Source organism: Hymenobacter sp. YIM 151858-1 (genome assembly GCF_025979705.1).
Classification (GTDB): domain Bacteria; phylum Bacteroidota; class Bacteroidia; order Cytophagales; family Hymenobacteraceae; genus Solirubrum.
The window spans coordinates 4,293,496-4,319,162 of sequence record NZ_CP110136.1; the positions used below are offsets into that span (position 1 = coordinate 4,293,496).

The 25,667-nt window shown below is 59.5% G+C and carries 23 protein-coding genes; 10 read left to right on the forward strand and 13 right to left on the reverse strand.

Features of this window, described 5'->3' with window-relative positions:
* Nucleotides 1–106: 106 nt before the first annotated feature.
* From OIS50_RS19060 to OIS50_RS19075, 4 genes are all read left to right on the forward strand, one after another.
* Complete coding sequence (locus OIS50_RS19060) at nt 107–757, forward strand: hypothetical protein (RefSeq protein ID WP_264692230.1); 651 nt, start codon at nt 107–109, stop codon at nt 755–757.
* Between the two features lie 89 nt (nt 758–846).
* Nucleotides 847–1,149 (forward strand): winged helix-turn-helix domain-containing protein, encoded by a 303-nt coding sequence (locus OIS50_RS19065; RefSeq protein ID WP_264692231.1) that lies wholly within the window; start codon nt 847–849, stop codon nt 1,147–1,149.
* Nucleotides 1,150–1,403: 254 nt separating this feature from the next.
* Nucleotides 1,404–2,171, forward strand: a complete 768-nt coding sequence (locus OIS50_RS19070; protein WP_264692232.1) for a ferritin-like domain-containing protein — start codon at nt 1,404–1,406, stop codon at nt 2,169–2,171.
* Between the two features lie 414 nt (nt 2,172–2,585).
* Nucleotides 2,586–4,979, forward strand: a complete 2,394-nt coding sequence (locus OIS50_RS19075) for a transglycosylase domain-containing protein (RefSeq protein ID WP_264692233.1) — start codon at nt 2,586–2,588, stop codon at nt 4,977–4,979.
* A 131-nt stretch (nt 4,980–5,110) separates the two neighbouring features.
* Here OIS50_RS19075 and OIS50_RS19080 read toward each other — a convergent pair whose 3' ends face one another.
* The 3 genes from OIS50_RS19080 to OIS50_RS19090 all read right to left on the reverse strand — a co-directional run bounded on the left by OIS50_RS19080 (nt 5,111) and on the right by OIS50_RS19090 (nt 7,241).
* On the reverse strand, nt 5,111–6,040 hold the full coding sequence (locus OIS50_RS19080) for a TIGR01777 family oxidoreductase (protein WP_264692234.1): 930 nt from the start codon (nt 6,038–6,040) through the stop codon (nt 5,111–5,113).
* Between the two features lie 135 nt (nt 6,041–6,175).
* Nucleotides 6,176–6,841 (reverse strand): GTP cyclohydrolase I FolE, encoded by a 666-nt coding sequence (gene folE, locus OIS50_RS19085; protein WP_264692235.1) that lies wholly within the window; start codon nt 6,839–6,841, stop codon nt 6,176–6,178.
* A complete protein-coding gene (locus tag OIS50_RS19090) occupies nt 6,834–7,241 on the reverse strand; it encodes a 6-pyruvoyl trahydropterin synthase family protein (protein ID WP_264692236.1) in 408 nt (135 codons plus the stop codon). The genes folE and OIS50_RS19090 overlap by 8 nt, the downstream gene beginning before the upstream one ends.
* Nucleotides 7,242–7,506: 265 nt before the next feature.
* Between OIS50_RS19090 and OIS50_RS19095 the strand changes: the two genes are divergently transcribed.
* On the forward strand, nt 7,507–8,211 hold the full coding sequence (locus OIS50_RS19095) for a hypothetical protein (protein WP_059072394.1): 705 nt from the start codon (nt 7,507–7,509) through the stop codon (nt 8,209–8,211).
* 133 nt (nt 8,212–8,344) lie between these two features.
* On the opposite strand, the gene OIS50_RS19100 is transcribed toward OIS50_RS19095, so the two are convergent.
* Complete coding sequence (locus tag OIS50_RS19100) at nt 8,345–8,836, reverse strand: inorganic diphosphatase (protein ID WP_264692237.1); 492 nt, start codon at nt 8,834–8,836, stop codon at nt 8,345–8,347.
* 112 nt (nt 8,837–8,948) lie between these two features.
* Nucleotides 8,949–11,948 carry a M1 family metallopeptidase gene (locus tag OIS50_RS19105; protein WP_264692238.1) on the reverse strand — a complete coding sequence of 1,000 codons (3,000 nt, stop codon included), beginning with the start codon at nt 11,946–11,948 and terminating at the stop codon, nt 8,949–8,951.
* Nucleotides 11,949–12,086: 138 nt separating this feature from the next.
* On the opposite strand from OIS50_RS19105, the gene OIS50_RS19110 reads away from it, so the two are divergent.
* Nucleotides 12,087–12,497 carry a hypothetical protein gene (locus OIS50_RS19110; RefSeq protein WP_264692239.1) on the forward strand — a complete coding sequence of 137 codons (411 nt, stop codon included), beginning with the start codon at nt 12,087–12,089 and terminating at the stop codon, nt 12,495–12,497.
* A gap of 77 nt (nt 12,498–12,574) precedes the next feature.
* On the opposite strand, the gene rplS is transcribed toward OIS50_RS19110, so the two are convergent.
* The 8 genes from rplS to OIS50_RS19150 form a co-directional block, all read right to left on the reverse strand.
* A complete protein-coding gene (rplS, locus tag OIS50_RS19115; protein ID WP_264692240.1) occupies nt 12,575–12,931 on the reverse strand; it encodes a 50S ribosomal protein L19 in 357 nt (118 codons plus the stop codon).
* Between the two features lie 92 nt (nt 12,932–13,023).
* Nucleotides 13,024–13,761: a tRNA (guanosine(37)-N1)-methyltransferase TrmD gene (trmD, locus tag OIS50_RS19120; protein WP_264694422.1), complete on the reverse strand. Its 738-nt coding sequence runs from the start codon at nt 13,759–13,761 to the stop codon at nt 13,024–13,026.
* Nucleotides 13,762–13,851: 90 nt separating this feature from the next.
* Nucleotides 13,852–14,433: a ribosome maturation factor RimM gene (gene rimM, locus OIS50_RS19125; RefSeq protein WP_264692241.1), complete on the reverse strand. Its 582-nt coding sequence runs from the start codon at nt 14,431–14,433 to the stop codon at nt 13,852–13,854.
* Nucleotides 14,434–14,551: 118 nt separating this feature from the next.
* Nucleotides 14,552–15,091, reverse strand: coding sequence for a 30S ribosomal protein S16 (locus OIS50_RS19130; RefSeq protein ID WP_264692242.1), 540 nt, complete (start codon nt 15,089–15,091; stop codon nt 14,552–14,554).
* Between the two features lie 488 nt (nt 15,092–15,579).
* A complete protein-coding gene (locus OIS50_RS19135; RefSeq protein ID WP_264692243.1) occupies nt 15,580–16,341 on the reverse strand; it encodes an acyl-CoA desaturase in 762 nt (253 codons plus the stop codon).
* 190 nt (nt 16,342–16,531) lie between these two features.
* Nucleotides 16,532–17,245, reverse strand: coding sequence for an RluA family pseudouridine synthase (locus OIS50_RS19140; RefSeq protein WP_264692244.1), 714 nt, complete (start codon nt 17,243–17,245; stop codon nt 16,532–16,534).
* A 268-nt stretch (nt 17,246–17,513) separates the two neighbouring features.
* Nucleotides 17,514–18,329, reverse strand: a complete 816-nt coding sequence (gene panB, locus OIS50_RS19145; protein WP_264692245.1) for a 3-methyl-2-oxobutanoate hydroxymethyltransferase — start codon at nt 18,327–18,329, stop codon at nt 17,514–17,516.
* A gap of 138 nt (nt 18,330–18,467) precedes the next feature.
* Nucleotides 18,468–21,167, reverse strand: a complete 2,700-nt coding sequence (locus OIS50_RS19150; protein ID WP_264692246.1) for a putative LPS assembly protein LptD — start codon at nt 21,165–21,167, stop codon at nt 18,468–18,470.
* A 230-nt stretch (nt 21,168–21,397) separates the two neighbouring features.
* On the opposite strand from OIS50_RS19150, the gene OIS50_RS19155 reads away from it, so the two are divergent.
* The 4 genes from OIS50_RS19155 to OIS50_RS19170 all read left to right on the forward strand — a co-directional run bounded on the left by OIS50_RS19155 (nt 21,398) and on the right by OIS50_RS19170 (nt 25,517).
* Complete coding sequence (locus OIS50_RS19155; protein WP_264694424.1) at nt 21,398–22,159, forward strand: N-acetylmuramoyl-L-alanine amidase family protein; 762 nt, start codon at nt 21,398–21,400, stop codon at nt 22,157–22,159.
* Nucleotides 22,160–22,234: 75 nt separating this feature from the next.
* The gene (locus OIS50_RS19160; protein WP_264692247.1) at nt 22,235–23,272 is read left to right on the forward strand and encodes an MlaD family protein; all 1,038 of its coding nucleotides are present in this window, start codon (nt 22,235–22,237) and stop codon (nt 23,270–23,272) included.
* A 178-nt stretch (nt 23,273–23,450) separates the two neighbouring features.
* A complete protein-coding gene (locus tag OIS50_RS19165) occupies nt 23,451–25,079 on the forward strand; it encodes an acyl-CoA carboxylase subunit beta (protein WP_264694426.1) in 1,629 nt (542 codons plus the stop codon).
* Nucleotides 25,080–25,115: 36 nt separating this feature from the next.
* Complete coding sequence (locus OIS50_RS19170) at nt 25,116–25,517, forward strand: FEKKY domain-containing protein (RefSeq protein WP_264692248.1); 402 nt, start codon at nt 25,116–25,118, stop codon at nt 25,515–25,517.
* The last annotated feature ends 150 nt before the right edge of the window (nt 25,518–25,667 follow it).

Sequence of the window (25,667 nt, forward strand, 5' to 3'; positions counted from 1 at the left end):
AGAATACTACTTCGGAAACTCTTGGTAGCTTTGCCTTACAAAGTGCTCTGAATACATGAAGCCAGCCGTCGATCCACTAGCCCAATTAGCCGAGATTCGCTCAATAATGGAGCGTTCCTCGCGGTTTATCTCGCTGAGCGGGTTGTCGGGGATAGGAGCGGGGGTGGTGGCCCTGGCGGGTGCGGGGCTGGGGCATTGGTACCTGCACCGGCTGCTGGGCGGCTCGCTTGGCACCGACCAGTACGGCAGTTCGTTCGGCAGTGCATCGGGGTTGATTGCGCTGCTCGAAGAATCGCCCACGGTGCGCTTTGCGGTGCTGCCTTTTCTGTTGGTTCTGTGCCTGGGCATTATTGCGCTGGCGGGCGGCGTGGCGGTTTTCTTTACCCGTCGCCGTACGCGCCATACCGGCGCCTCGCTCTGGGATGGCGCCGCGCGGCGCTTGTTCTGGAGCATGGCCTTGCCGCTGGTGGCCGGCGGGCTGTTTTGCCTGCAGCTGTACCTGCGCGGGGCGGCTGGGTTGGTGGTGCCGGGTATGCTTATCTTCTACGGCGTGGCCCTGCTGAACGCCAGCAAGTACACCCTGCCCGAAATAAAGCTGCTGGGTATCTCGCAGATAGTGCTGGGTTTGGTGGCCAGTTTGGCCGTAAACTGGGCCTTTCTGTTCTTTGCGGCGGGGTTTGGCCTCTGCCACATCGGCTACGGGCTGCTGATGTACAACCGCTACGAGCGCGCCGACAACGCGGCCCCAGCCAAGTAATTGCCGCTTCCTGCCCTCGCCTGCGGCTTCGGCCCTAGGTTCTTCAACCTTCGGCGGCGCAAGCAGCGCCGGCCTTTTTCAACTCATTCGTGAAGCACGTCATCCATCAGCTCAACAAAGCCTTCGACCACCGCGTGCGGCTGGGCGTTATGGCCGTGCTCATGGCCAACGACGAGGTTAGCTTCAATGAGCTGAAAGAAACGCTCGACCTTACCGACGGTAACCTGGCTAGCCACGCCGCCGCCCTCGAAAAGGCCGGCTATGTGCAGGTAAACAAGCAGTTTGTGGGCAAAAAGCCCAACACTACCTTCACCGCTACCAAAGAGGGCCGCCAGGCTTTCCAGGAACACCTCGATACGCTCGAAAAACTGCTGCGTGGAGGCGCCGGCTAATTTTTTTGTGCTTAAACTTTGTAATGCAAAGTACTTTAAAATGCTGCGTTTCCTTTTTCTTTTCGGCCATTGCGGTGCTTAGCGCCACGCTGCAGGTGCGCAAGGCAACCCGGTACCCAGCCATGCGCAGGCGAAGTGCCGCCACCCCCGTGGGCCTGGGTGCCGCCTGGCCTGCGCGCTACCTAGGGCTGCGCAACCTATTCATTCACTCTAAAAAACCGGCGTCCTCCGTCGCGGAGCGCGCACCAACCGCCATGACGTTTGCTGACTGGGCTGCGTACTTCCGCGCCAACCAAAGCCACTTGGCCGAGCTGAGCTGGGACGACACTTACCGCCTTACCGACCGCGAACGACGCGCGGCGGGCCGCTCGCTGCAGCACTTCCAGCGCGGCGAAAGCTCCGAGGGGCACCACCTTTACCACCACGCCCAAGCCAGCCACGATGCCGATTACCTCGCGGCCATGCGCTTGTTTATTGCCGAAGAGCAAGGGCATGCGCAGGTGCTAGGTCGTTTTCTGGATGCGCAAGGCCTGCCACGGTTGCGCAGCTGCTTTACCGACAACGTATTTCGCGGGCTGCGGCGCCTCAGCGGCTGGGAGCACACCATTCGGCTGCTGCTCACGGCCGAGATTATTGCTGCTGTGTACTACCGGGCGCTGTACTACGCCACGTACTCGGGGCTGCTGCAGCAAATTTGCCTGCGCATCCTGCGCGACGAGCAGCAGCACATTGCTTTTCAGTGCAGCACCCTGCGCCATTTGCGCCCGCGCCGCAGCGCCTTGGGTTGGTGGCTAAGCCAGCAGCTGCACCGTGGACTAATGATTGGCGCCACGGTTGTGGTATGGCTCTGCTACAACCGCACGCTGTGGGCCGGCGGCATGGGCCCCGTAGGTTTTGCGGCCAGCGTGGCCCGGGAGTGGGAGCGGGCCCAGGAGCTGCTGCGTGCTCCGGCTGCTGCGCTGCCCGGTGCCCAAGGCGGGGTTGCGCACCTAGGTACTGCCAACCTTTCGGCCCTGGGGTAGCAATTGTTTGGCTGATCCCATGCAAAAAGTCGCCCCGCAAGTCATGGGGTGTAGCTTGTCTACGGCTGTGTTTGCTCCCGCTGATTTGCTGGTGCAGGATGAGATATTGCCTCATGCACCCGCTATACCACCGACCTTGCCAAACCTTGTTGCTGGCGGGTGCGGGCAGCGTGCTAGCATCGGCGCCCGGTGCGCTGGGTTGTTGCCAGGGCCGGTACTGCCAGCTGTGGCCAAGCTGATGGCAGCGGTGGGTGCTACGGGAGCTGCACTGGCACTGATATTCATGGTTGTGGCCCTGGCGTGGGCCGGCAGCGAGGCAATTAGCCGCTGCTGCGCCGGCACCCGGCTGCCAACTGGTATATTTGTATTTCAGCCGGAGCGTTTACGTGCCAGCTCCCCGGTTTTTTCTGCCCGATGCCCTCGACTGAAGCTCAGCATATTAACGCCGCTACGCCCCAAAAACCCCGTCCGCAGCGCTCCTGGCCCAACCGCCTTTCGCGTATTGCCTGGGCGGCTTTTGCTGCTGCGGCTGGTTTTTTTCTGCTGCTGCCCATTCTGGTAGCTTCCAACTTCTTGTTCCTGTTCGGCAAGTCGCCGAGCTTGGAGGAACTCGAAGACCCCAAAGTAGAGCAGCCCTCCGAGGTATTTACGTCCGATGGCGTATTGCTTGGCCGCTACTACCGCGAAAACCGCTACCCCGTGCCGCTCGACAGCATGTCGCCGTGGCTCGTTAAGGCGCTGGTGGCAACCGAAGACATCCGCTACCAGGAGCACTCCGGCATCGATCCGCAGGCGTTGGTGGGCTCGGTGGTGGCCGCCGCCCGCGGGCAAAAGCGCGGGGGCTCCACCATTACCCAACAGCTGGCCAAAAACCTCTACAAAACCCGCCGCGGCGAACAGGGCCTCCTAGGTCATGTGCCCGTGGTGAGCACCATTGTGGCCAAGCTCAAGGAGTGGCTGACGGCCGTGGAGCTGGAGCGCCGCTACACCAAGGATGAGATTCTGCGCATGTACCTGAATACCGTCGACTACGGCTCGCAGTCGTATGGCATTAAGGTGGCGGCCAAAACCTTCTTCAGCACCACGCCCGACAGCCTGGGTCCGGAGCAGGCCGCCGTGCTGGTGGGGGCCCTCAACAACCCTACCGCGTTCAACGCCCGCTTTCACCCGGAGGCCGCCACCCGGCGCCGCAACCTGGTGCTGGAGCGCATGGGCCAGGCGGGGGTGTTGCCAGCCGAGCAGGTGAAATTGCTGCAAAGCCAGCCCATCGTGCTGAATTATCGGGTTGAAAAGCACGTCGATGGCCCCGAAAACTACTTCCGCACGGCCATCAGCCAGTTCGTAAACGACTGGTGCGAGAAGAACGGCTACGATATGTACCGCGACGGGCTGCGCATTTACACCACCATCGACTCGCGCATGCAGGAGCACGCCGAGGATGCCGTGCAGAAGCGCATGAAAACCCTGCAGCGCACCTTCGATAACTTCTGGCGCAACCGCGGCAAAAACCCGTGGGTGGATGAGGACGGTAACGAAATCCCGAACTTCATCGAGACGCAGATTAAGCGCACGGAGCTGTACAAGGAGCTGGCTGCGCGCTACAAGGGCAACCCCGCCGGCCTCGACTCGGCCCTGAACACCAAGCGCCCCATGAAGGTATTTACCTGGAAGGGCGACGGCGACACCACCTTGCTGATGTCGCCGCTCGATTCGCTGGCCTACTACAAGCACTTCCTGCACGCCGGCATGATGTCGATGGATCCGTACACCGGTCATATCAAGGCTTGGGTGGGGGGGCTCAACTACCGTTTTTTCCAGTACGACCACGTGAAACAGGGCAAGCGCCAGGCTGGCTCCACGTTCAAGCCGTTCGTGTACCTCACCGCCATCGATAAGGGTTACGCGCCCTGCGACCGGATACGCGACGAACGCGTGACGATAAACTACGTGGAGAACGGCAAGCCCATGGAGTGGAAGCCCGACAACGTAACGCGCGAGTACACCGGCATCAACATGACGCTGCGCCATGCCATGGCCCGCTCGGTGAACTCCGTTACGGCCCAGCTAACGGAGCGCGTGGGCTGGAACGAGGTAGCCAAGTACGCCAACAAAGTAGGCATCCGGAGCAAGCTGCTAGGCGTGCCGAGCATTGGCCTGGGTTCGGCCGGCGACGTGAGCGTGTACGAAATGGTGAATGCCTACAGCACCTTCGTGAACGGTGGTTTCCGGCCCGAGCCACTGATCGTTACGCGTATCGAGGACCGCAACGGCAACGTCATTAAGCAGTTTGATCCGCAGCAGAAACGCGTAATTCCGGCCGAAACAGCCTGGCTGATGGTGTACATGCTGCGCGGCGGCATGGAAGAGCCGGGCGGTACCTCGCAAGGCTTGTGGGACTACGACCTCTTCAAGAAAAACAACCAGATCGGCGGCAAAACCGGCACCACCTCCAACTACTCCGACGGCTGGTACATGGGCATCACCAAAGACCTTGTAACCGGCGTGTGGGTAGGCGGCGAAGACCGCTCCATTCACTTTTTCCGCTCGGAGCAGGGCGAGGGCGGCCGCATGGCATTGCCCATCTTCGGCATGTACATGGAGCGCATTTACAAGGACAAAGAGCTGGGCATCACCCCCGGTCCGTTCCCGAAGTACCCCGGCAAAATCAACCGCAAGTACATCTGCTACTCCGAAGATTCGCGCCCGCGCCGCCGTAAGGTAGAAGTTGACTCGATTGTGGTGGACAACCTCCTAGACCGCATCAACGAGGGTACCATTGAAGTGCCGGATAGCCTGAAGGCGCAGTAACACCTAGGCGGCCTTGTAGCTCGTAATGGGTTTCCGCTCCTTTGGTACATCTGATCATTAAAACACCCGCTCCGCCACCGCAGCTAACGTGCTGTGGTGGCGGGGCGGGTGTTTTGGTAATATCAGCTAGGCTACTCTTCCTCGCGCTGGTAAAAGGACTCCAATGCTTCGCGCAAGTTCGGGTGTTCGAATTTGAAGCCCTGCTGCAGCACCTTCTGGGCGCTTACGCGCTGCGAGGCCAGCACAATTTCGCTCATCTCGCCCATCAACAGCTTCAGGCCAAACTCCGGCACTTTGGGCAGCACCAACGGGCGGTGCAGCACATCGGCCAGGGTAGAGGTAAACTCTTTGTTGGTTACCGGCTGCGGCGAAACGGCATTGTAAGTGCCCTGCCATTCCGACTCCTCCATCATCTGGATGAGCAAGCGGCAGAGGTCGTCGATGTGCACCCACGACATATACTGCCGGCCGCTACCTAGGGCTGCACCAGCCATAAGCTTCACGGGCCGGGCAATGCTGGGCAGCGCGCCGCCTTCGTCGCTGAGCACGATGCCGATACGCGTAATTACCGTACGGATACCTAGGGCTTGCACCTGCTGCGCCGCCCGTTCCCATTGAGTAGCCACATCGGCCAGAAAGTCATCGGCAGGAGCCGGCGGAGTGTCTTCCGTCAGCATGCGGTCGTCGGCGTCGCCGTAGATACCAATTGCCGAGGCCGAGATAAACGCCTTCACGTGGTGGGGCCGCTCGCGCAGCTCGCGCGCCAGCAGGTTGGTGCCTCCCACGCGGCTCGACATGATTTCGTGCTTGCGCTCCTCCGACCACTTTTCATCGGAAACGCTGGCCCCGGCCAGGTTAACGATGAAATCGGCGTACCCGATAGCGGCTTCGTCGATTTGGCCGGCAGCCGGGTCCCAACGGAAACTGCAGTAGCGCCCGCGGCCGGTTTGCCGGCTCAGGTGGGCCACTTCGTAGCCCGCGTCAATCAGCATTTCCGATAGGCGCATGCCAATAAGGCCGCGGCCACCCGAAATCAACACTTTGCGCAACGATGGTTTCATTGTGTAAGCAACACGAAGGGCTCGTAAACTGCCGAAAAGCTCAAAAAGGGCTGCAAGTTAAGGCGGTAGCGCCACATCCTTCTTTCCCGAACGAACATCCGAGCCGCGGAATAGGTGCGCCAAAGCCGAACGAGGCTATTTGCCGATCAGCCGCAAAAACTCGCGCCGGAGCTGCTCGTCGCGGCCAAAGGCTCCCCCGTATTCGGCAGTAATGGTTGAGCTGCTGGTATCGTTTACGCCGCGGCTCATTACGCATAAGTGGTCGGCTTCGATGAGTACGGCCACGTCGTCGGTGCGGAGGCTTTGCTTGAGTTCCTCGGCAATTTGCCGGGTGAGACGCTCCTGCACTTGGGGGCGGCGGGCATAGTATTGCACTACGCGGTTCAGCTTCGAAAGCCCCACCACATGCTCGCCGGGGAGGTAAGCCACGTGCGCTTTGCCTATAATAGGTACAAAGTGGTGCTCGCAGCAGGAGAAGAGCGTAATGTCGCGCTCCACGAGAATGTGGTTGTACTGGTAGCGGTTTTCGAATAGGCGCACCTCGGGGCGGTGTTGCGGATCGAGGCCCCGGAACCACTCGTTCACAAACATCTTGGCCACCCGACGGGGCGTACCGTTCAGGCTGTCGTCCGTCAGGTCGAGGCCAAGCAGGTGCATAATCTCGCGGAAGTGCGCCGTAATGCCGGCAATCTTATCTTCTTCGCTAAGCGCAAAAGCATCGGGGCGCAGGGGCGTGCGCAGCTCGGCATCCAAGTGGTCGTCGGCCCCAGGAATAGCGGCCGGGTCGGGCTGTTTAGCCATGGTATTCTACAAAGTTGCGGTCCGTTTCGTGGAGCGTGACCGATAAAGCCAGATCGTTGGCTAAGTGAGGCCGCAGCCGCTGCCAGCACACGCGGGCGATATTCTCGGCCGTGGGGTTGAACTGGCGGAAATCTTCGGTGTCGAGATTCAGGTTGCGGTGGTCAAAGGTATTTAGAATCTCGCGTTTGATGAGGTCGCTCAGTTGCTTCAAATCGTAGACGTAACCCGTGTCCGGGTTGGGCTCGCCGGTTAGGCGCACCGTAAGCACATAGTTGTGGCCGTGGTAGTTGGGGTTGTTGCAAAGGCCAAACACGCGGTCGTTTTCCTCGTCAGTCCACTGAGGGTTATAGAGGCGGTGCGCGGCATTGAAGTGCTCGGTGCGTCCTACGGTTACTTTCATGTGGTGCTTAACTCCAAGTTTGGGTGGTTTGTTTCGGTATTTGCATCCTGCTCAATTACAGTACTTTATCAAGTATATATTTTTCTAATCTTGAACTTAACAAATATTTCGAAGGATATATCTAATAAAAGTTATATCGAGTAAAAAAAATCTAGGGCCTACTCTGGCGCTTTATGCAGGGGTAGTTAAATTTGGTGAGTTGTTACCCGCAAATAGCGAGCGGCTGCACCTCACACTTCGTTTTCACACACTTATTTCACTCCCTATGAAATCAGGCGTACTCCTCTCTCTGTTGCTGTTCGTCCTGACGACTGCAGGCTTTGCTCAACGCTCGCCCGTAGACGAAACGGAAATGGCAGTAAAAGGCATCCCTCGTAAAGGTCAGCGCGTAACTATCCAGCTGGATAGCAAGCGGGTAGAAGACTCGTGGGTAAAGCTCATCAACGAAAAAATCGGCAAAGTAAAGGCCGATAAAGGTGTGTACTCGATGGATGGTGTTGTCGTAGAGTCGATTTCGAAGACTCCGATCCGCATCATCTCGAAAGTAGACGCCGTACCGACCGGTACTACGGTTTGGTGGTCGATTGACTTGGGTAACGCTTACCTGAGCAAAGACGCTACCCCGCAACAGTGGAAGTCGGCCGAAAACTACCTGAAGGATTTCGCCCGCCAGCTGTACCGCGAAGACATTGCCCTGCAGGTACAGGAAGCTGAGCGTGCTCTGATCAACTCGCAAAACAACCACATGGCTGTTATTGCTAAGCAGGATGCCATCAAGAAAGACATCGAGCGCAACAAGCAGAAGAAAATTGAAATTCAGCAGCAGCTGGCCGAAAACGCTGCCGAACTGGTGAAGCTCAACAACATGGTTGACTCGAACCTGAAGGAGCAGGAAGCCGCTCGCGCCGACATTGTCAACATGCGTGTGCAGCTGGAGTCGGTTAAGGAGCGCATGAACAAGATTGAGTAGTTCTGCGCTGTAGCTCTCTAATTCAAAAAAGCCCCGCCACTTTGCTGGCGGGGCTTTTTGCTTTTATACCGATGCACGTGTGGGCCGTGACCGGGCACAGAGCCCGAACGCGCTGGGCAGACCTAGGTGGCAGCTAAGGTTTTAGGGCAGCGCGTATCTGCTGCTCGGTCGCTTCGGGCCCGCGCCATCCTACCACCCGCACCTCGCCTGGCTCGCCGGTGTGCTGGTACCACAGGCGCAACGTTTCGCGGGCGGCAGGGTAGCGTGTAACCAGCTCCTGCCACGAGGTAACGGGCACATTGCGTTGGCTTGGGCGAGCGGGTACCGTTAGCACCACCGATTCCATTTCGCCACCGTTATCGAGCAGCAAAAGCGCCAGGGGCAGCACTTCGAACACCGTGCCCGCGGGCTGGCTTTCGGCCAGCACAAGCGCGGGCTGCGGCCGACCTAGGGGGTGTAGCTTGGAGGCCGGCAACCGGGTAGATGGGATAAACCCTGCATTGGCGGGGTAAGGCAAAAAGGCCACCCGCCGCTCGGTGCCGGCACGCAGTTCGGGCTGAAAATCGTTGCTACGAGCATCGTAATGCAGCACGCGGTTTGAGCCGGCCGGGGTTTCTACCACCACTTGCAGCAGGTGGCGTTCGGCGGAATAGGTAGGCAGCTTATCAAAACGCTCCTGACAGCTGGTGAGGCCAGCCGCCAGGAGCGTGAGAGATACAGCAACTGCAGAACCTACGTTACCGGAGCGCCTGATCGATGAGGCGCAGCGGGTTGGCGTTTTGCAGGTTGAGAACAAAGCGAATGTTGTCGGTGAAGTTCTTGCGGCTGTTGGGCAAACCGTTGTCGTACTGCGAGCCAGCTATTGGCAAATAAAGCCGGAATACATCATTCCATAAAGGCAACGCCAGGCCTGCATCGTAAAATAGCCGTTGGCGGCCGCCATCGGGCAGCACAAAGCGACGATTTGCTGCGCCTAGGTCGGCAAACACGACGAACCGCGTCTTGGGCAAATCGGCCTCCAGGTTGAGGGTGGTTAGCCATTTATCGGCAAACACGGGCAGGTAGGCTTTGAAAGCGCCGTCGCGGTCGTCGGTTTGGTGTACTTGCGCCGTGAGGGCGTCGGAAATTTGCCGACGATCCAGGAAGGCGGTTTGCCGGCGATAATCCGGGCTGCCGCTCAAGCCTATCACGAAGGGCGACTCGGCTGCTTGCGACAAAAACCGGCCGCCAAACCAACGTGCCCGAATGCCGCGCTTCTCGGCGTAACGCTGCTCGAAGCGCAGGGCTGCGCGCAAAAGCTGCGGCGAATCGTAGGTGGTGCCGGCGCTGCGGGGCGTGAAGGCGTTCAGCTCCACATCGGCCCCGTAGCTGCGGGCAGCATCGCCACCTAGGAGCTCATAACGCAGGGTAGGAATGATGTTGCCCGTGGAAAGCGGGTCTTGCTCGGTGCGCACAATGGTGTAGGCCAGCTGCACTTGCTGGCGCAGGTTGCCCCACTGCGTGCGGCGCAGCTCCAGCGTGAGGCTCGGCTCCAGCTTGGTGTAGCGTTCAAAGCTCGACACGTGGAACGAAGTGGTTACGCGCTGCAGGTAGCGGCTGCTCGGCAAGGCCGTGAGGTTTACTTGGCCAAGGCCCTTCAGGTCGCGGCGGTTGAAGCTGAACATGGGCATGGCCACATAGCTCAGCTTATTCAGCACCAAGGGGTTGTTGTAGAAGGCGGCACCTAGCATAAACTTGTCGTAGGTGTTGGCGCCCACTACTGGCAGCCAGTAGAGGTCGGTACGGTCCCAGCGCTCCAGGCCGGCCAGGGGCCGGATGCGCAGCGGCTCCAGGGTAGGGAAGGTGCCGTCGAGCAGGCGTTGGTCGTCGCGGCGGTTGAGCTGCGGCGTAAGGTACTCGGGGTCGACGACTACCGCGGCTACCTCCGGGGTGCGGCGGAAGTTGAGCTGCGATACGTCGGTGTCTTCGTCGCCGGTGGTGCGGTCTTCGGCTTCGCGGCCGCCGAAAACGGGCGTCCACTTCAGCTCCAGTATTTTACCCTGCGCATCAACCGTAGCCACCGGCACCGACCACGGCGCCGTCGATTCGTTCCGAACCAGCACTTTCACCTGCTCGCCGGCCAGCAGCAAGTCCGAAACCGTGGCGTTGTAGCGCGTGGTGGTGCCAAGCATCTGCTGAAAAAACCAGTCGAGCTTTTGGCCTGCGGCTTCCTCAAACGCCGCCTGCATATCGGCCGGCGACGGGTGACGGAACTTCCACCGGTCGTAGTACAGGCGCATGCCCTGGTCGAACTTCTCCTGCCCTAGGTAACCAGCCAGGTAGCGGAGCAGGCCAGCGGTTTTCACGTACACAATGGCGCCGTAATTGTAGCTGGTAAACTGGGCCGAGGCCAAGCCGGCGCTGGGCTGATCGTAGCCGCGGCTGGCAGCTGCCTGCCACTGGCCTTGCGCTACTGCCGCAGGCGGCACACCCGCAAGGCCAAGCTTTTGGGCAAGCGCCGGGCTGCTGGCGGCTTTGGCCAGCGGGTCGGAGGGCGTTTGCTTGAAGGCCTCCATCACGCGCGCTTCCATGTAGGTATTCACGCCTTCGTCCTGCCACGGATGGTCGCGCTCGTTAGAAGCCAGAATCCCGTAGAACCAGTTGTGGCCTACCTCGTGCACAATGGCAAACGGGTCGGTTACCGTAACCATGGGGTACTCCATGCCCGAGCCTGCGCTCAGGGCACCATCAACAGCCGTAGCGGCCGAATACGGATACTCACCAACCCAGCGCGAGTAGCCTTCCAGGGCGTACCGGATATCGTTGCGGTGCTTCAGCCAATCGGCGGCGTTGCGGTTAGTAAACAGCATCCAGGCCGTCACGCTTCGGCCCGAGTTGGGCAACTGCACTACATCCTTCAGCACGTTAAAGCGCTTGTCGGCAAACCACGCAAAGTCGTGCACGCGGTCTTGGGTGTAGCGCAGCGTTTTGGTGGCCGGGGCCGACGCCGGAAACTCCTCGCCGGTGCCAAACTCCTCGGGCTTGGTTTTGCTGGCTGCCGCCGCGGCAAGCTCATCGAGGCGTTTCAGCTCGGCAGCTGTTTGCAGCTCGCCCGTTGCGCCCACCACGTAGTTTTCGGGTAGCGTGATGCGCACATCGAAGGAGCCGAACTCGGAGTAGAACTCGCCTTGGTCGAGGTAGGGCATGGGGTGCCAGCCGGTGCGGTCGTATACGGCCGGCTTGGGGTACCACTGCGTAATCTGATAGCTCTGCCCCACGTGGCCCATGCGCGAAAACGAGTCGGGCAGCTTCACGCGGAAGGGCGTGCTGATGGTTGCTCGCTGCCCGGGCTGCAGCGGTTGCGGCAGCACCAGCTTGGCAATGTCGGGGTTTTGCGCGTCGTACTCCAGGCGGGCGGCCTGGCCGTCAACTTTAAAGTCGAGCTGATCGATGTAGCCGCGCGCTTCGGGCTTGGCAAACTCAAACTTAAGCTTGCCAACCTGGCGCTGCTGGCGGGCAAAAGCGGTGGAGTTGTCGCGGTAGGCGTTGGGCCATAAATGGATGTAGATGAAGGTCAGCGCGTCGGGCGAGTTGTTGACGTACTGCATTTCTTCGCGCCCCGTAAGCACGTGCTGCTTATCGTCGAGGGCTACATCAATGGAGTAATTAACCTCCTGCTGCCAATACGGGCGCTCGGATTGGGCAAAGGCCGCCAGCGGCAGCACTGCCAGCATAAGGCTGGCTACTAATTTTTGCATAGAGTAAAGGCGAATGCGTGGCGAAAGTACGTGTTCGGCACGTATGCCGGTTGCCTTGGCATAACCCAGGCGCTACCACGGCCGTTAGCCAAGGCACGGCGCCGCCCGGCGCCATTGCTCAACCATACCCTAAGCCCGATGGAAAAGAAGTATGTACAGCACGAAGTGCACCTCGATGCGGCCGCAAAGCTGCTCGGCGGCGACTTGCAGGAAGAAGCAAACCGCGCTGGCCTCGACAACAACCTGCAACGCTGGATTGAAGACCTGAAAGACGCCGGCCACCAGGATTTTCACGAACTCATCGTGGATCTGCAGGCACTCAAAGCCCACTTCGGCGGCGGTGCCATCGATGGCAAGCTGGTGGGGCAATTGCTGCACCGCCTGGGTGAGAATACCGCTAAGGTAGCGCACCTGGCCGAGGGCAATGTCAGGCCGCGCGTTGAGAACCTGAGCCAGGCATTGCTGGAGGCCGCCCGTGAGGTAGCCGGCGGCCGCACCAGCCCCGACGAAGACTTGCGGCAGGATTCAGCCCAACGCAAGCAGCAGTAAGCATTGCACTGCTCCGAAAAAAAGACAGGGCCTCTACCATCGGTAGAGGCCCTGTTTGTAGCGGGGAGCAGGATGCCTTAGGCGCGCTTCTCCTTGATGCGAGCAGCTTTGCCCGACAGGCCACGCAGGTAAAACAGGCGGGCACGACGCACTTTGCCGCGACGGATCAGTTCGATCTTGTCGAGGTTCGGCGAAATGATCGGGAAGATGCGCTCCGTACCGATCTGGTTCGACACCTTACGAACGGTGAAGGTTTCGCCGTTCGTGTTAGCGTTCCGGCGCTGGATAACCACGCCTTGGAACTGCTGGATGCGCTCCTTGTTGCCCTCGCGAATCTTAACGTGAACGTTAATCGTGTCGCCGGGAGCAAAATCGGGGAAGCTGGCGCGGCGCTCTTTGGCTTCCTGGTTGATGAGGTCGAGAAGTTGGCTCATGACAGCAAAAAATCTTGAAAGGACGGCGCCGCCGCCCAAGTGGTTTCGGTAAGGAGGCGCAAATATAGCTGTTGTAATGCTTAGCTACAACACTAAGCGTTAGGTTTTTTGCGACGCCGCCTAGGTTGGGGCACTTCAAATGCCTCAGCAGGCAAATCGGCCAACAAATCGGGGCGTCGCTGGCGGGTGCGCTCCAGGGCTTTTTCCTGGCGCCACTCGTCCACTTTGGGCGTATCGCCCGATATCAGAATGCTCGGAACCTCGCGGCCGCGCCACTCCGCCGGGCGGGTGTACACGGGTGGAGCCAGCAAGCCATCCTGAAAGGAGTCGCTCAGGGCCGATTCTTCGTTGCCCAAGACGCCCGGCAGCAGGCGCACCACGGCGTCTACTACCACAGCTGCACCCAGCTCGCCGCCGCTCAGCACAAAGTCGCCAATGCTGATTTCCTCGGTCACGTACTCCTCCCGAATCCGCTCGTCGATGCCTTTGTAGTGGCCGCAGAGCAGGATAATGTTCTGCGTCAGCGAAAGGCGGTTGGCCGCCGCCTGTCGAAACGTAGGCCCGTCGGGGGTAAGGTAAATGATGGCGTCGTACGTGCGCTCGGCCAGCAACGCATCGAGGCAAGCGGCAATGGGCTCGGGCCGCAACACCATGCCCGCGCCGCCGCCAAAGGCGTAATCGTCGATCTGGCCGTGCTTGTTGATGGCAAACCGGCGCAGGTCGTGCAGGTGAATCTCGGCCAAGCCTTTATCCTGCGCCCGCCGCACAATAGAGTGGGCAAAGGGGCTGGTGAGCAGCTCGGGCTGGCAGGTTACGATATCGAAGCGCATGGGGTAGGGGCGCGATGCACGCACCCGGGGCATTGAACGGCAGGGGTAAATGAGCACGCAGCTCCGCAAGCGCAAAGCGCGCCGGCCGACCTAGGGCTCGTCGAACTCGTCGGGTTCGTCTCGCTCGCGCGACGTGGGGTTGAGGTACACATCGAGCAGGCCTTCGGGCAGCGTTACGTGCAGCTCGCGGGCTTCCTCGTCGGCGTATTGCACCAGCTCATCTACCACCGGAATCAGCACTTCCTTGCCTTGGTAATTCATGGCCAGCAAGTCCTGCTCGGGCATCTCGTAGAAGCTCTCCACAATGCCTAGCTTGCCTAGGTTGGCATCAACCACGGTGTAGCCGACAACGTCGTGAAAGTAAAATTGGTCCTCGTCGAGTTCCGGCAAATCGGACAAGGGGCGGTAGAGCTTAAGCCCGCGGAACAGCTCGGCGTCTTCGATCCGATCCACATTTTTGAGCTTGAGCAGCACGCGCGTGCCCGCCTGTACTGATAAGCGTTGTACCTCAAAGCGGTACAGCTTGCCCGAGCCTACCGGGCGCTCTACGTACACTTCTTCCGCGCCGAGGTAATCCTCGATGTTGTCGACGTCGAGCTCGGCTACTAGCTGGCCTTTCAGGCCGTGCGCTTTCACCACAAAGCCTAATTCGTAGCACTCGTCGGTGGTCATGGGCGTTGGCGGGTTAAAAAGTTTAGGAGCTTTTGGGTTTGCTGCCCGAGAATTCCCGCAGGAGCTCCCAAACTGCTAAACCCAAAAACTCCTAAACAGAGAAGACTCCTAAACTAAATTAGGCGTTGGCTTCTTCGGCATTTTCGGCCGGAGCCTCAGCAGTTTCGCCTTCGGCAGCCGGAGCTTCGGTTGCGGTGGCAGCAGCCTGCTTCTGACGCAGCGCTTCGGCACGGGCTTCGCGTACTTTGGTTTCGGCGGCAAGCTGCTGCTTGCGAGCTTCGTCCTTGGCGGTGCCCACGTTGGTGCGCTTGCTTTCGATCTTGGCGTTCTTCTCCTCAATCCACTGAGTGAAGCGCTGATCGGCTACGTCCTGCGAGATGGCGCCCTTGATAACGCCGAGTTGCAGGTGCTTGCGGAACAGCACACCGCGGTACGACAGCATAGCACGCACCGTATCGGTCGGCTGAGCGCCTTTCATCAGCCAATCGAAAGCCTTGTCGGCGTCGAAGTTGATGGTAGCCGGGTTGGTGAGCGGGTTGTAGGTGCCGAGCTTCTCGATGAAGCGGCCGTCGCGGGGCGAGCGGGAGTCAGCAACTACGATGTCGTACATTGCGGCCTTCTTGCGGCCGCGACGGGCGAGGCGGATTTTAACTGCCATAAACCGTGTCGGTTAGGTGACGGAACTCGTCCGTCGGATGAAAAATGATTTGGAGGCGCAAAGGTAGTAATTTATACCTGTTTCCCGCGCAAGGCCGGCATCATTTGTCTGGCTTGGCCAAGACGACGCTCCTAGGTTGTCATGCCGGACTCCGCCTGGGGCACCTCCTTTGCTGGTGTTTTATAAACACTGGTTCGCAACTGTCATCCTGACGAAGGAAGGTCCTTCTCACGCCTGAACGATGCGCCTAGGTCGGTGAACCCACACCCAGCCCCTCTTCACAAGGGAAGCGGTTCGTATCTGGCGCCAGCACGCGAGATGCCTCGACTTTGTTCGGCATGACGACCTAGGGAATGCTGTTCAGACGTGATAAGGTCCTTCGCGTGGCTCAGGATGATAGGTGAAGCATAGTAGGTGGCGAAAAAGATCAAAAGAAAAGCCGCCCCGGTTTTGCGGGGCGGCTTTGCTGGCAATTGACGGGAATAAGGCTAGGCAGCCAGGCGCTCGGGCTCTTGGGCCGCTACTTTGCGCTTGAGTTTGATGATGCCCAACTTATCCAAGGTCCAGATGACGGGGTAGGTGGGGTCTACTTCCCACCACTTCACGCCGAAGTTGACGCGCATGGGCAGCTTGTGGTGGTTGTTTTGGAACAGCTCGCCGCCGGTGAGGAAGTCGAAGAACAAGGAGTTGCGCGACTTGTCGTTGTTATCGAAATTCTGGTAGCCGTACTTGTGGCCGCTCCAGTTGACGATGGCGCCGTGAATCGGGCCCATTAGAAAGTGGATGGGTAACAATAGGTACTGCCACCAGGCCGTGGCAAACGCCACGTAAAACAGCACATAAGCCGTGCCCCAACCCACGCGCGACTTCCAGTTGTCGCCGAGGCGCTCCAGGGCGTTCCACACGGGGTAGTCCCCCTCGAAACGCTTGGCCAGCTCGTAGTCGTTGTTCAGAACCGAGTTGTAAATGTTTTTCGTTTTCCACATCATCGTGAAGGCATTCGACGAAAAGTGCGGCGAGTGCGGGTCCTTCTCGGTGTCGGAGTAGGCATGGTGCATGCGGTGCAACAGCGCGTAAGCACGCGGCGAGAGGAACGAAGACCCTTGCGCCGCATAAGTTAGCCCAAAGAAGAACCGCTCCCAGAACCGGTTCATGGTGTACATTTTGTGCGCTGCGTAGCGGTGCAGGTAAAACGTCTGCACGAACAGCGACAGGTACCAGTGCCCGACGAAAAACAGCAGAATCGGCATGGATGATATTGGAAATGGTGTGGAAAAGCCTTGAACGCCTAAACACGTGCAAGGCCGTTTGGTTCAAGCCAGTGCGCAAACGTACGACAGCTTTGGGGCCCAACGAAAACTGACTTTTGTCAGGAATGTGTAGCCCTGTGCTGCCGCAGCCCCGGCGCCTAGGTGTTTAAATCTAGGTTGGGCCAGTGGCCTAGGCCAGCTCCAGCTCGCGCACCGGGTTCCACACTTCTGCGTCGGGCAGCGGGGCGGTAACGTCCATTTCCTGCTGCGTAACGGGGTGCTTAAAGCGCAGGCGCCGGGCGTGCAGCGCAATGCTGAGGTCGGGCAGGGGGGCCATGGCCCCGTACTTTACATCGCCGGTGATGGGCGTACCGAGGCCGGTGGCGAGCTGCACCCGAATCTGGTGGGGCCGGCCCGTAATCGGGTTCACCTCGATCAGGTAGCGGTGGCCCACTTGCGCCAGCACTTTGTAGTGCAATTCGGCCCGCTGGCCCTGCTGGTGCTTTTGCGGATAGGCCTTGGTAACGTTGCGCATGGGGTCTTTTACCAGCCAGTGCACCAAGGTGCCTTCGCTTTGCTGCGGCGCTTTGCCCACCAATGCCCAATAGGTTTTGTGCATGTGGTTGTCGCGGAACATTTCGTTCAGGCGGCTTAGGGCTTTGCTGGTTTTGGCCAGCACTACCACGCCCGTAACGGGCCGATCGAGGCGGTGGCACACGCCCACAAACGCATTGCCGGGCTTTTTATACTTCAGGCGCAGGTATTCGGCTGCTTTCGACGAGAGCGGTTCGTCGCCTGTTTCATCGCCTTGCACCAGGGTGCCGGCGGTTTTGTTGAGCACCAGCAGGTGGTTGTCTTCGAACAGAATTTCCTTCTGCTCCGACCAAATGGCAGGTCTATTCACAAGTGGAATCCGGAAAAGTAAATACGCGTTGGGGCGGGCTCGGAATAATTCAACACGCTGCAAATACCGCTCCGCAAAACAGAAGCCGGCCGCCGCGCCTGCCAACGATCAGCACAAATAAACGACAGAGTTCGGAAACAGATGCGCTCTAATCAATTAAAACCCCGCCAACACCTAGGGCATTAACCAGCGCTGCCGCGGCGCACCCAGCTCCGTGCCTAGGTGGCAAAGGCTTGGGTGCGCCGCGGCAGCGCTTGGGCAAGCGGGTTTAGTAAGCTTCTTTTTCGTTCGGGAAGTCGCGGCTCTTCACGTCGTCGATGTACTGCGTTACGGCCTGATGCATCAAGTCGCCGAGCTCGGCGTAACGGCGCAAAAAGCGCGGCTTAAACTCCTGCGTGATGCCCAGCATATCGTGCACCACCAGCACCTGCCCGTCAACATCGGGGCCGGCCCCAATACCGATAACGGGGATGGTAAGCTGCTCGGCTACCTGCCTGGCCAGGGCCGACGGAATCTTTTCGAGCACCAGGGCAAAGCAGCCCAGCTCTTCGAGCAGCTTGGCGTCTTCGAGCAATTTCTGGGCTTCGGCTTCTTCTTTGGCGCGCACGGTGTAGGTGCCAAACTTGTAGATGCTCTGGGGGGTAAGCCCTAGGTGCCCCATCACCGGAATACCCGCCGTGAGGATGCGGATAATACTGTCTTTGATTTCGGCGCCGCCCTCCAGCTTTACGCCGTGCCCGCCCGATTCCTTCATGATGCGGATGGCCGAACGCAACGCCTCCGACGAGTTGCCCTGGTACGAGCCAAACGGCATATCCACCACCACAAAAGCCCGGCCTACGGCGCGCACCACCGAAGCGGCGTGGTAAATCATCTGGTCGAGGGTAATGGGCAGCGTGGTTTCGTGGCCGGCCATTACGTTGGAGGCCGAGTCGCCCACAAGCAGCACATCGATGCCGGCGCCGTCGAGGATTTTGGCCATCGAGTAATCGTAGGCGGTGAGCATCGAAATTCGCTCGCCGCGCTGCTTCATGGCCAGCAGTTGGTGCGTGGTTACGCGCTTGATTTCCTTGTGCTGCGACATTGGGTTGGTAGGTGAGAGGGGGACTTGTTAGGTGACAGGTGACACGCGACACGTAACACGTCAGCACTGCGGCCCAAAAGTACTTTTTACGGCGAAACCAGCCGCCAAACCGGCCACTACCAACCTGTCACCTGTCACCTACCGATTCGGGAACGTACGGTTGCGGTTGAGCTTCAAATCCTGCAACAGGGCCGATTTGGCCCCGATGCTCACGCTGAAGCCCTGAATCTGGCCCACGGGCGTCCAGGTGCCCGTAATCTGCCAGCAGTGCAAATCGCGGAAGAAGTTGAGCTGCGTGAGGGTGATTTTGTTCGACACGAAATCGTAGCCCGAGTTGTAGCTCAGGCGCATTTTGTCGGTCAGCTTGATTTCGCCGCTTACCGTCATGGCCACGGTAGCCCAGGCACGTGGCCGCGGCTGGTTGGCCCGCCCCAACCTAGGGCCGGGGTCCTGGTACAAGGCACCCAGCGAGGCGTTCAGCGTCCAGGGAATGCTGAAGTCGAGGTAATCGACGTAGGAATCGGGCTGGTTGGGGTTGCCCAATACCGGGTCGTTGGTGGGGGCCACGCGCTGCTGGCGGCTGCCGGGCTGCCCCGGGCGGCGGTTGCTGTCGAACTGATAAGTCAGCTGGGCCGAAGCATTGTCGAGGCGGGCCAGGCGCTTGCTTTCAAACAAGTACCGGTCGATGAGGCGGCCCGTAGAGTCGCGCTGGTAAAAGTTAAACGACGAGGACAGCAGCAGATTCAGCTTTTGGGCTACCTGCGTGCGGAAGCTGGTCGACAGAGGGGCCAACTGGAATTCCGAGGCCGCAAAGTTGTAGCCGGTGCTTAAGTCAAACCCGTCGATCAGGCTTACCTTTTTGTAGGGCTGGTTGCCGGTGGTATCCTGCTTGTTGCGCACCTTCATTTCTACCTGGTTCTGCAGGCCGAAGCTTACCTGGCTTACGCGCCCGCCCGACGGCACCGAAAACGGAAAGCCCGCGTAGCGCGAGAAGTTGCGCACCCCGTACAGCTCGCCCGTGGTGTTGCGCAAGTCCCCTAGGGTAGTGTTGTCGACAAGGCGTCGGCTGCCTTGGTAGTTGGGCGAGCCGGTAAAGTTGACGCTGGGGGCCAGGCGGTGCCGAATAGCCTGGATTTTACCGCCCGGCTTGAAGTTGAGGGTGCCGTAGAGGTTGGTAGAAAGCGAAGCTCCGTACGACAGGTTGTGCACCACGTTGAAGCCGCGCACCGTATCGATGCGCACGGCCCGCGCCTGCGGCACGTACTCGTATTCGAGCCGCTTGTTAAACCACGTTTGGCCGTAGTTGACGGTAGGAGTGAAGGAGAAGTGCTTCAGCACCGTAAACTGACCTAGGGTTACGTCGAAACGGTGCTGCACCGCCGATTGGGCATTGCGCAGAAAAGGCCGCAGGTTATCGAAACGCACCGGAATATTGCGCGACTGCGCCTGGCCGCCCAGCAGCGGGATGCCGGCTTCGAGCACGCGGGCCTGCTCCACGTTGGTCAGGCGGTTTTGCCCCGTCATCTGGTAGGCCACCGCAAACTGCTCGTAAATGGCCCCGCGCGTGGGCAAACCAAACAAGCGGTACAGGTTCTGGCGTTGCACCCCCAGCGTTACATCGGGCAGCGTGAGGTTTACGGTGCCGGTAATGGTGTTCAGGTCCTGCGCGGCCTGCACCGAGTAGTTAATGGGCAGGTTGCGCAGCTGCTTCTGGTAGCTAATGGTAGAGTTGAACGCCGGCGTGAGGTAATTGCGCACGTCGAGCGTGTTTTGCTGGTTGAACTCGGGGCTGCCCGTGCGCACGTTGGCCGAAAAGCGGCCCCCGCCCGGCCGCGGCGTGGGCGTGTGCGTCCACGAGAGCCAGAAGGTGCGCGGCTTGAAGTTGCGCCGGATGTTGGGGTCGGTGTTTACCGACTCGGAGCGCAGCAGCTGCCCGGCTGGCCGGCGCGAGTAGCTAAAATCGAGGCGGCCGTCGTAGCGGTAGCGCTTGCGGTAGGTCAGGTCGGTATTTACGCCCCAGCCCCCAAACGCCACGCCGCTACCCGAGTACACGTTGCCCGTTACGCGCAGCCCTAGGTACTGATTGATGGCCCAGTAGTAGCCACCGTTGGTGAGGTAAAAGCCGCGGTCGATGGCTTGCCCGAAAGTAGGAATGATGAAACCCGAAGCCCGGCTTTTGCCCGGGCTGGGGAAGTAGCCAAACAAGAAGCCCAAGGGCGTAGGAATGTCGCCGATGACCAAGTTGAACGGGCCCGTAACCACCTGCTTGCGCGGCACCACCTTCATTTTGCTGGCATTGATGAAGAAGTGTGGGTGCTCTAGATTACACGTGGTGTAGCGGCCGCGCAGGCCGTAAATCTCGTTCAGCTCGTTTTTCTTCACCACCTCGGCATGGATGTAGCCTTCGCCCTGCTGGGTTATGGCCTCCGATATTTTGCCTTTGCGGGTTTTGAAGTTGTAGGCAATGCGGCCGGCCTGGTAGGTTTCGGCAGCATCCTTGAATACCGGCTTGTCGCGCACGCGGCCCGTGGAGTCTTTCAACCCCTCGGCCGTCAGCAGGTTTTGGCTGTAATCGACGGTGATAACGCCGGCTTTCAGCGACATGGTGCCGTAGTCCACGTTGGCCTTGTCGTAAAGGGTAGCCTTTTTCTCCTGCACATTAAAGCGGATGGAGTCTTTGGCCTGGTACTTTACGGTCGTTTCGATATCGCCCTTGCGGGTAACTACGCGCACGGTGTCGAGGGTGCGGCGGATGGTGTCGGGCCGGATGGCAGCGGGCGTAGTGCGGCCGGGGCGTTGCTGCGCCCACGCCGCCGGTAAGCCCACCGAACAGAGCATAAACAGCAAGCCAAACAAGAGCAGGCAGTGCTGCGCCCGTTGGTTGCGGCATAGCGTTTGAATATGCGCCCCGGGAAGAGTCACGTAGAGCAGAATTGCTTTATTTTGTGGCTTAAGTGTGCAAAAGTAGCGGGTAGCCGCCCCATCTAACGAACTCTGTGCGGAATATTGTCCTTCTCGGTACGGCGCTCCTGGCGCTATTAGCCGGTCCGGCGGCCAGCGTACAGCAGGTGCCTGGCCAGCCAACTGATACGACCCGAACCCCAGGTTCGGCTAACGTTTTTCGGCTGCGTACGGTGGTGCTCGATGCCGGCCACGGTGGCAAAGACCGGGGCTGCGCCGGCCAATCGGCCCGCGAGGCCGATGTAGCCCTGAAAATTGTGTTGGAGCTGGGTCGGCAGATCGAAGAAAACATGCCGGAGGTGCGGGTGATTTACACGCGCAAAACCGACGAGTTTGTGGAGCTGGCCGACCGCGCCGGCATTGCCAACAAGCACAACGCCGACCTGTTCATCTCGGTGCACTGCAACGCCGGCCCCACGGTAGCGCGCGGCACCGAGGTCTGGACGATGGGCGCGCACAAAACCGAAGCCAACCTGGCCACGGCCAAGCGCGAAAACGCCGTAATTCTGCAAGAAGACAACTACAAGGAGCGCTACGCCGGCTTCGACCCCAGCTCGCCGCAAAGCCACATCCTGTTTTCGCTCTACCAAAGCGCCCACATCGATAATAGCCTGCGCTTCGCGGCCAAAGTCGACCACGAATTTCGCACCTCGGTGGGGCGGCCTTCGCGGGGCGTAAAGCAGGCGGGCTTTCTGGTACTCTGGAAATCCACGATGCCGTCGGTACTCATCGAGGCCGGCTTTCTCACCAACCCGGCTGAGGAACGATATCTGAACGATAAAGCCAATCAGACGTATATGGCCTCGGGTATCTACCGGGCGTTCCGCAAGTACAAGCAAGAGCTCGAAGCGAGCAGCGCCGGCAATTAAATGGCCGCTACTTGCCATCTTGCGCCGCCGGCACGCCGGTAGTCCGCATTATCTCTCGTCCTTCCCGCCATCTCCGTGTCCAAAGAAGCCAAAGTTGCACTATTGGCCGTGGTTGCCCTCGTGGCACTGTTTATCGGCTTTCGTTTTCTGAAAGGCAGCAACGTATTCTCTAACGACCGCACGTTCTACGCCACCTACGACAACGTCGACGGGCTGAACCTCTCGGCGCCCGTGATGCTGAACGGCATTCAGGTGGGCCAGGTAAAAAACCTGGAGCTGCAGCCCGAAAAAGGCAACCAGATACGCGTAGCCATCGAAATCCAGGAGCGGGTAGAAGTAGGCGACTCCACCGTAGCCAGCCTCTCCGGTTCGCTCCTAGGTTCGAAAACCATTACGCTGCTGCAGGGCCGCAACACCAAAGTGTACGAAGGCGGGCAGGAGCTGCGCTCGTACCACGCGGCCAGCCTCACCGATGCCTTTCAGGCCAAAGCGCTGCCCGTGCTGGGCACCGTGGATAGCACGCTCATCAAGGTAAATCAGTTTCTGAGCAAGGAGGCGCGCCTGAGCCTGCAGCAAACCCTGCAAAACACGCAGGCCTCGACGGAAGCCATGAAAAACCTGCTGGTGATGAACCAGCGCAACATCAACCAGATTACCAGCAACATGGCCGAGCTCACCCGCTCGCTGAACGTGACGGAGCGCAAGTTCGACCGGCTGGCTACCAACCTGGCCCTGATTACCGACACGTTGAAGTCGGCCCCCATGGCGGGCACCGTGCGCAAGCTGAACACCACCGTAACGGAGGCGCAGGCCGCCATGAAGCAGCTGAACCAGTCGCTGACCAGCACCAAAGGCTCCCTGGGTAAGCTGATGAACGACGACTCGCTCTACACCAACCTCAACAAAACGGCCGCCAGCTCCAACGCCCTGCTCGTCGACCTGAAAGCCAACCCCAAGCGCTACGTGCACTTCTCGGTGTTTGGCGGGGGGAGCAAGGAGAAAAAGACGAAGAAGAAAACCGAAACCGAGCAAAAGCCCGACGGCACCGTGGAGCGCGAAACCAAAACCGTGACGCAGCAAGCCGCCCCGGTTGATTCGGCCGTGAAGCCCTAGGTGGCTGCAGCCCCGCTCAGTGCTACAACTTTGCAAAACCTAACGGGCTACGAACGCTCGTTAGGTTTTTTGTTTTCCTACCTTTGAAAGCGGCCCGCGTAGGCGGGCCATTCGCTCCCATCTGCATTCCCCATTACTTCCTGTGAACCAACCCGCTTCACCCCAGCCCGATCAGAAGATTAACCTGGAGTTCAACAAGAACGAGGACAGCAACAAGCAGCACGTGTTTCAGCTGAGCCAGCGCCTGAAAAAGGTGCACCTAGGCGGCGGCGAAAAGCGCATTGCCGCCCACAAAGCCAAAGGCAAGCTCACGGCCCGCGAGCGTATCCAATACCTCATCGACGAGGGCTCGGCTACGGTGGAGATTGGTGCCTTTGCCGGCGAAGGCATGTACCCCGAGGAGGGCGGCTGCCCCTCGGGCGGCGTGGTGGTGGTAATTGGCTACGTGCAGGGCCGCCAGTGCGTGATTGTGGCCAACGATGCCACCGTGAAGGCCGGCGCGTGGTTCCCCATCACGGCCAAGAAAAACCTGCGCGCCCAGGAAATCAGCATCGAGAACAAGCTGCCGATTATTTACCTCGTCGACTCGGCCGGTGTGTACCTGCCCATGCAGGACGAAATCTTCCCCGATAAGGAGCACTTCGGCCGCATCTTCCGCAACAACGCCGTGATGTCGTCGATGGGCATCGTGCAGATTGCCGCCATCATGGGCCCGTGCGTGGCCGGCGGGGCCTACCTGCCCATCATGTCCGACGAGGCCATGATTGTGGACGGCACCGGCTCGGTGTTCCTGGCGGGTTCGTACCTCGTGAAATCGGCCATCGGCGAGAGCATCGACAACGAAACCCTAGGTGGCGCTACCACCCACTCCGAGATTTCGGGCGTGACGGACTACAAGTTCGCCAACGACCAAGAGTGCCTCGACCACATCCGCAACATCTTCGACAAGATGGGGGCCACGCCCTCGGCTGGCTTCGACCGCAAAACGCCCGCCGCCCCGGCCGGAAACCCCAAGGAGATCTACGGCCTGCTGCCGTCGGACCGCGTGAAGCCCTACGACATGATGGACATCATCAAGCGTTTGGTGGATAACTCGGAGTTCGAGCCCTACAAGGACCTCTACGGCCAGTCGCTCATTTGCGGGCTGGCGCGCATCGATGGCTGGGCCGTGGGCATTGTGGCCAACCAGCGCAAAATCGTGAAGACGAAAAAGGGCGCCATGCAAATGGGTGGCGTTATCTACTCCGACTCGGCCGATAAGGCAGCGCGCTTCATCATGAACTGCAACCAGAAGCGCATTCCGCTGGTGTTCCTGCACGATGTGTCGGGCTTCATGGTGGGCTCGCAGTCGGAGCACGGCGGCATTATCAAGGACGGCGCCAAAATGGTAAATGCCATGTCGAACTCGGTGGTGCCCAAGTTCTCGGTGATTGTGGGCAACAGCTACGGCGCCGGCAACTACGCCATGTGCGGCAAAGCCTACGACCCGCGCCTGATTGTGGCCTGGCCCTCGGCCCAGCTGGCCGTAATGAGCGGCGCGGCGGCCGCCAACACGCTGCTGCAAATACAAGTAGCCGCCGCCGAAGCCAAAGGCGAAAAGCTAACCGACGAGGTGAAGAAGGAGATGTTTGACAAGATTAAGGCTCGCTACGACGAGCAGCTTTCGCCCTACTATGCCGCCGCCCGCCTGTGGGTTGATGCCGTGATTGACCCGCTGGAAACCCGCAAGGTTATTTCGGAGGGTATCCGGATGGCCAACCATGCGCCGATTGAAAAGCCCTATAACGTAGGTGTAATCCAGGTGTGAGCAATGACCGTTAGGAAGTCACTTATAGTTGCCTGTTTGACGCTGTTGCCGGTGGTTGGCTTTTGCCAACTGCCGCAGCAACCCGACAGCATCGTTTATCCTGGCGGTGGAAGTAATATGGCTCTGCTATTGGCCTTTTCAGAAAACCAAGAAGTAGAAGCTGCCTTGCTGGCTGAGCGTGATATCGCGGCTGGTCGTTTATTCTTGATACTTAAGAGTGGTATAGCACCGGTTAGTTACTCCACCGACAGCGTATTTGAGAAGAAGTTTCACGTCACGTACTGGGATGAAGGCTGTTCAGGACCAAGCTATGCTTGCATGCAAGCATACAACAGCCGAATGTTCGCCCATTTAACCAGCTTGTATGGGAAAGCTTGGCGGCGAACTGTTAGGCGTGACGTGGTTGGCTATAAGCACTGGAGGAAGGGTTCTGAGTAAAATGGCTCGTAGCCACTGGCTTGGCTACTAGATTTACAACGCGCCGCTCAGCACTGCTGAGCGGCGCGTTGTGATTACCGCATGGGCGCAAACTAAAGCTTAGATTGCCGGGGCTTGGCTGCTCGAAAGCCAAACCACTATTTACGATTG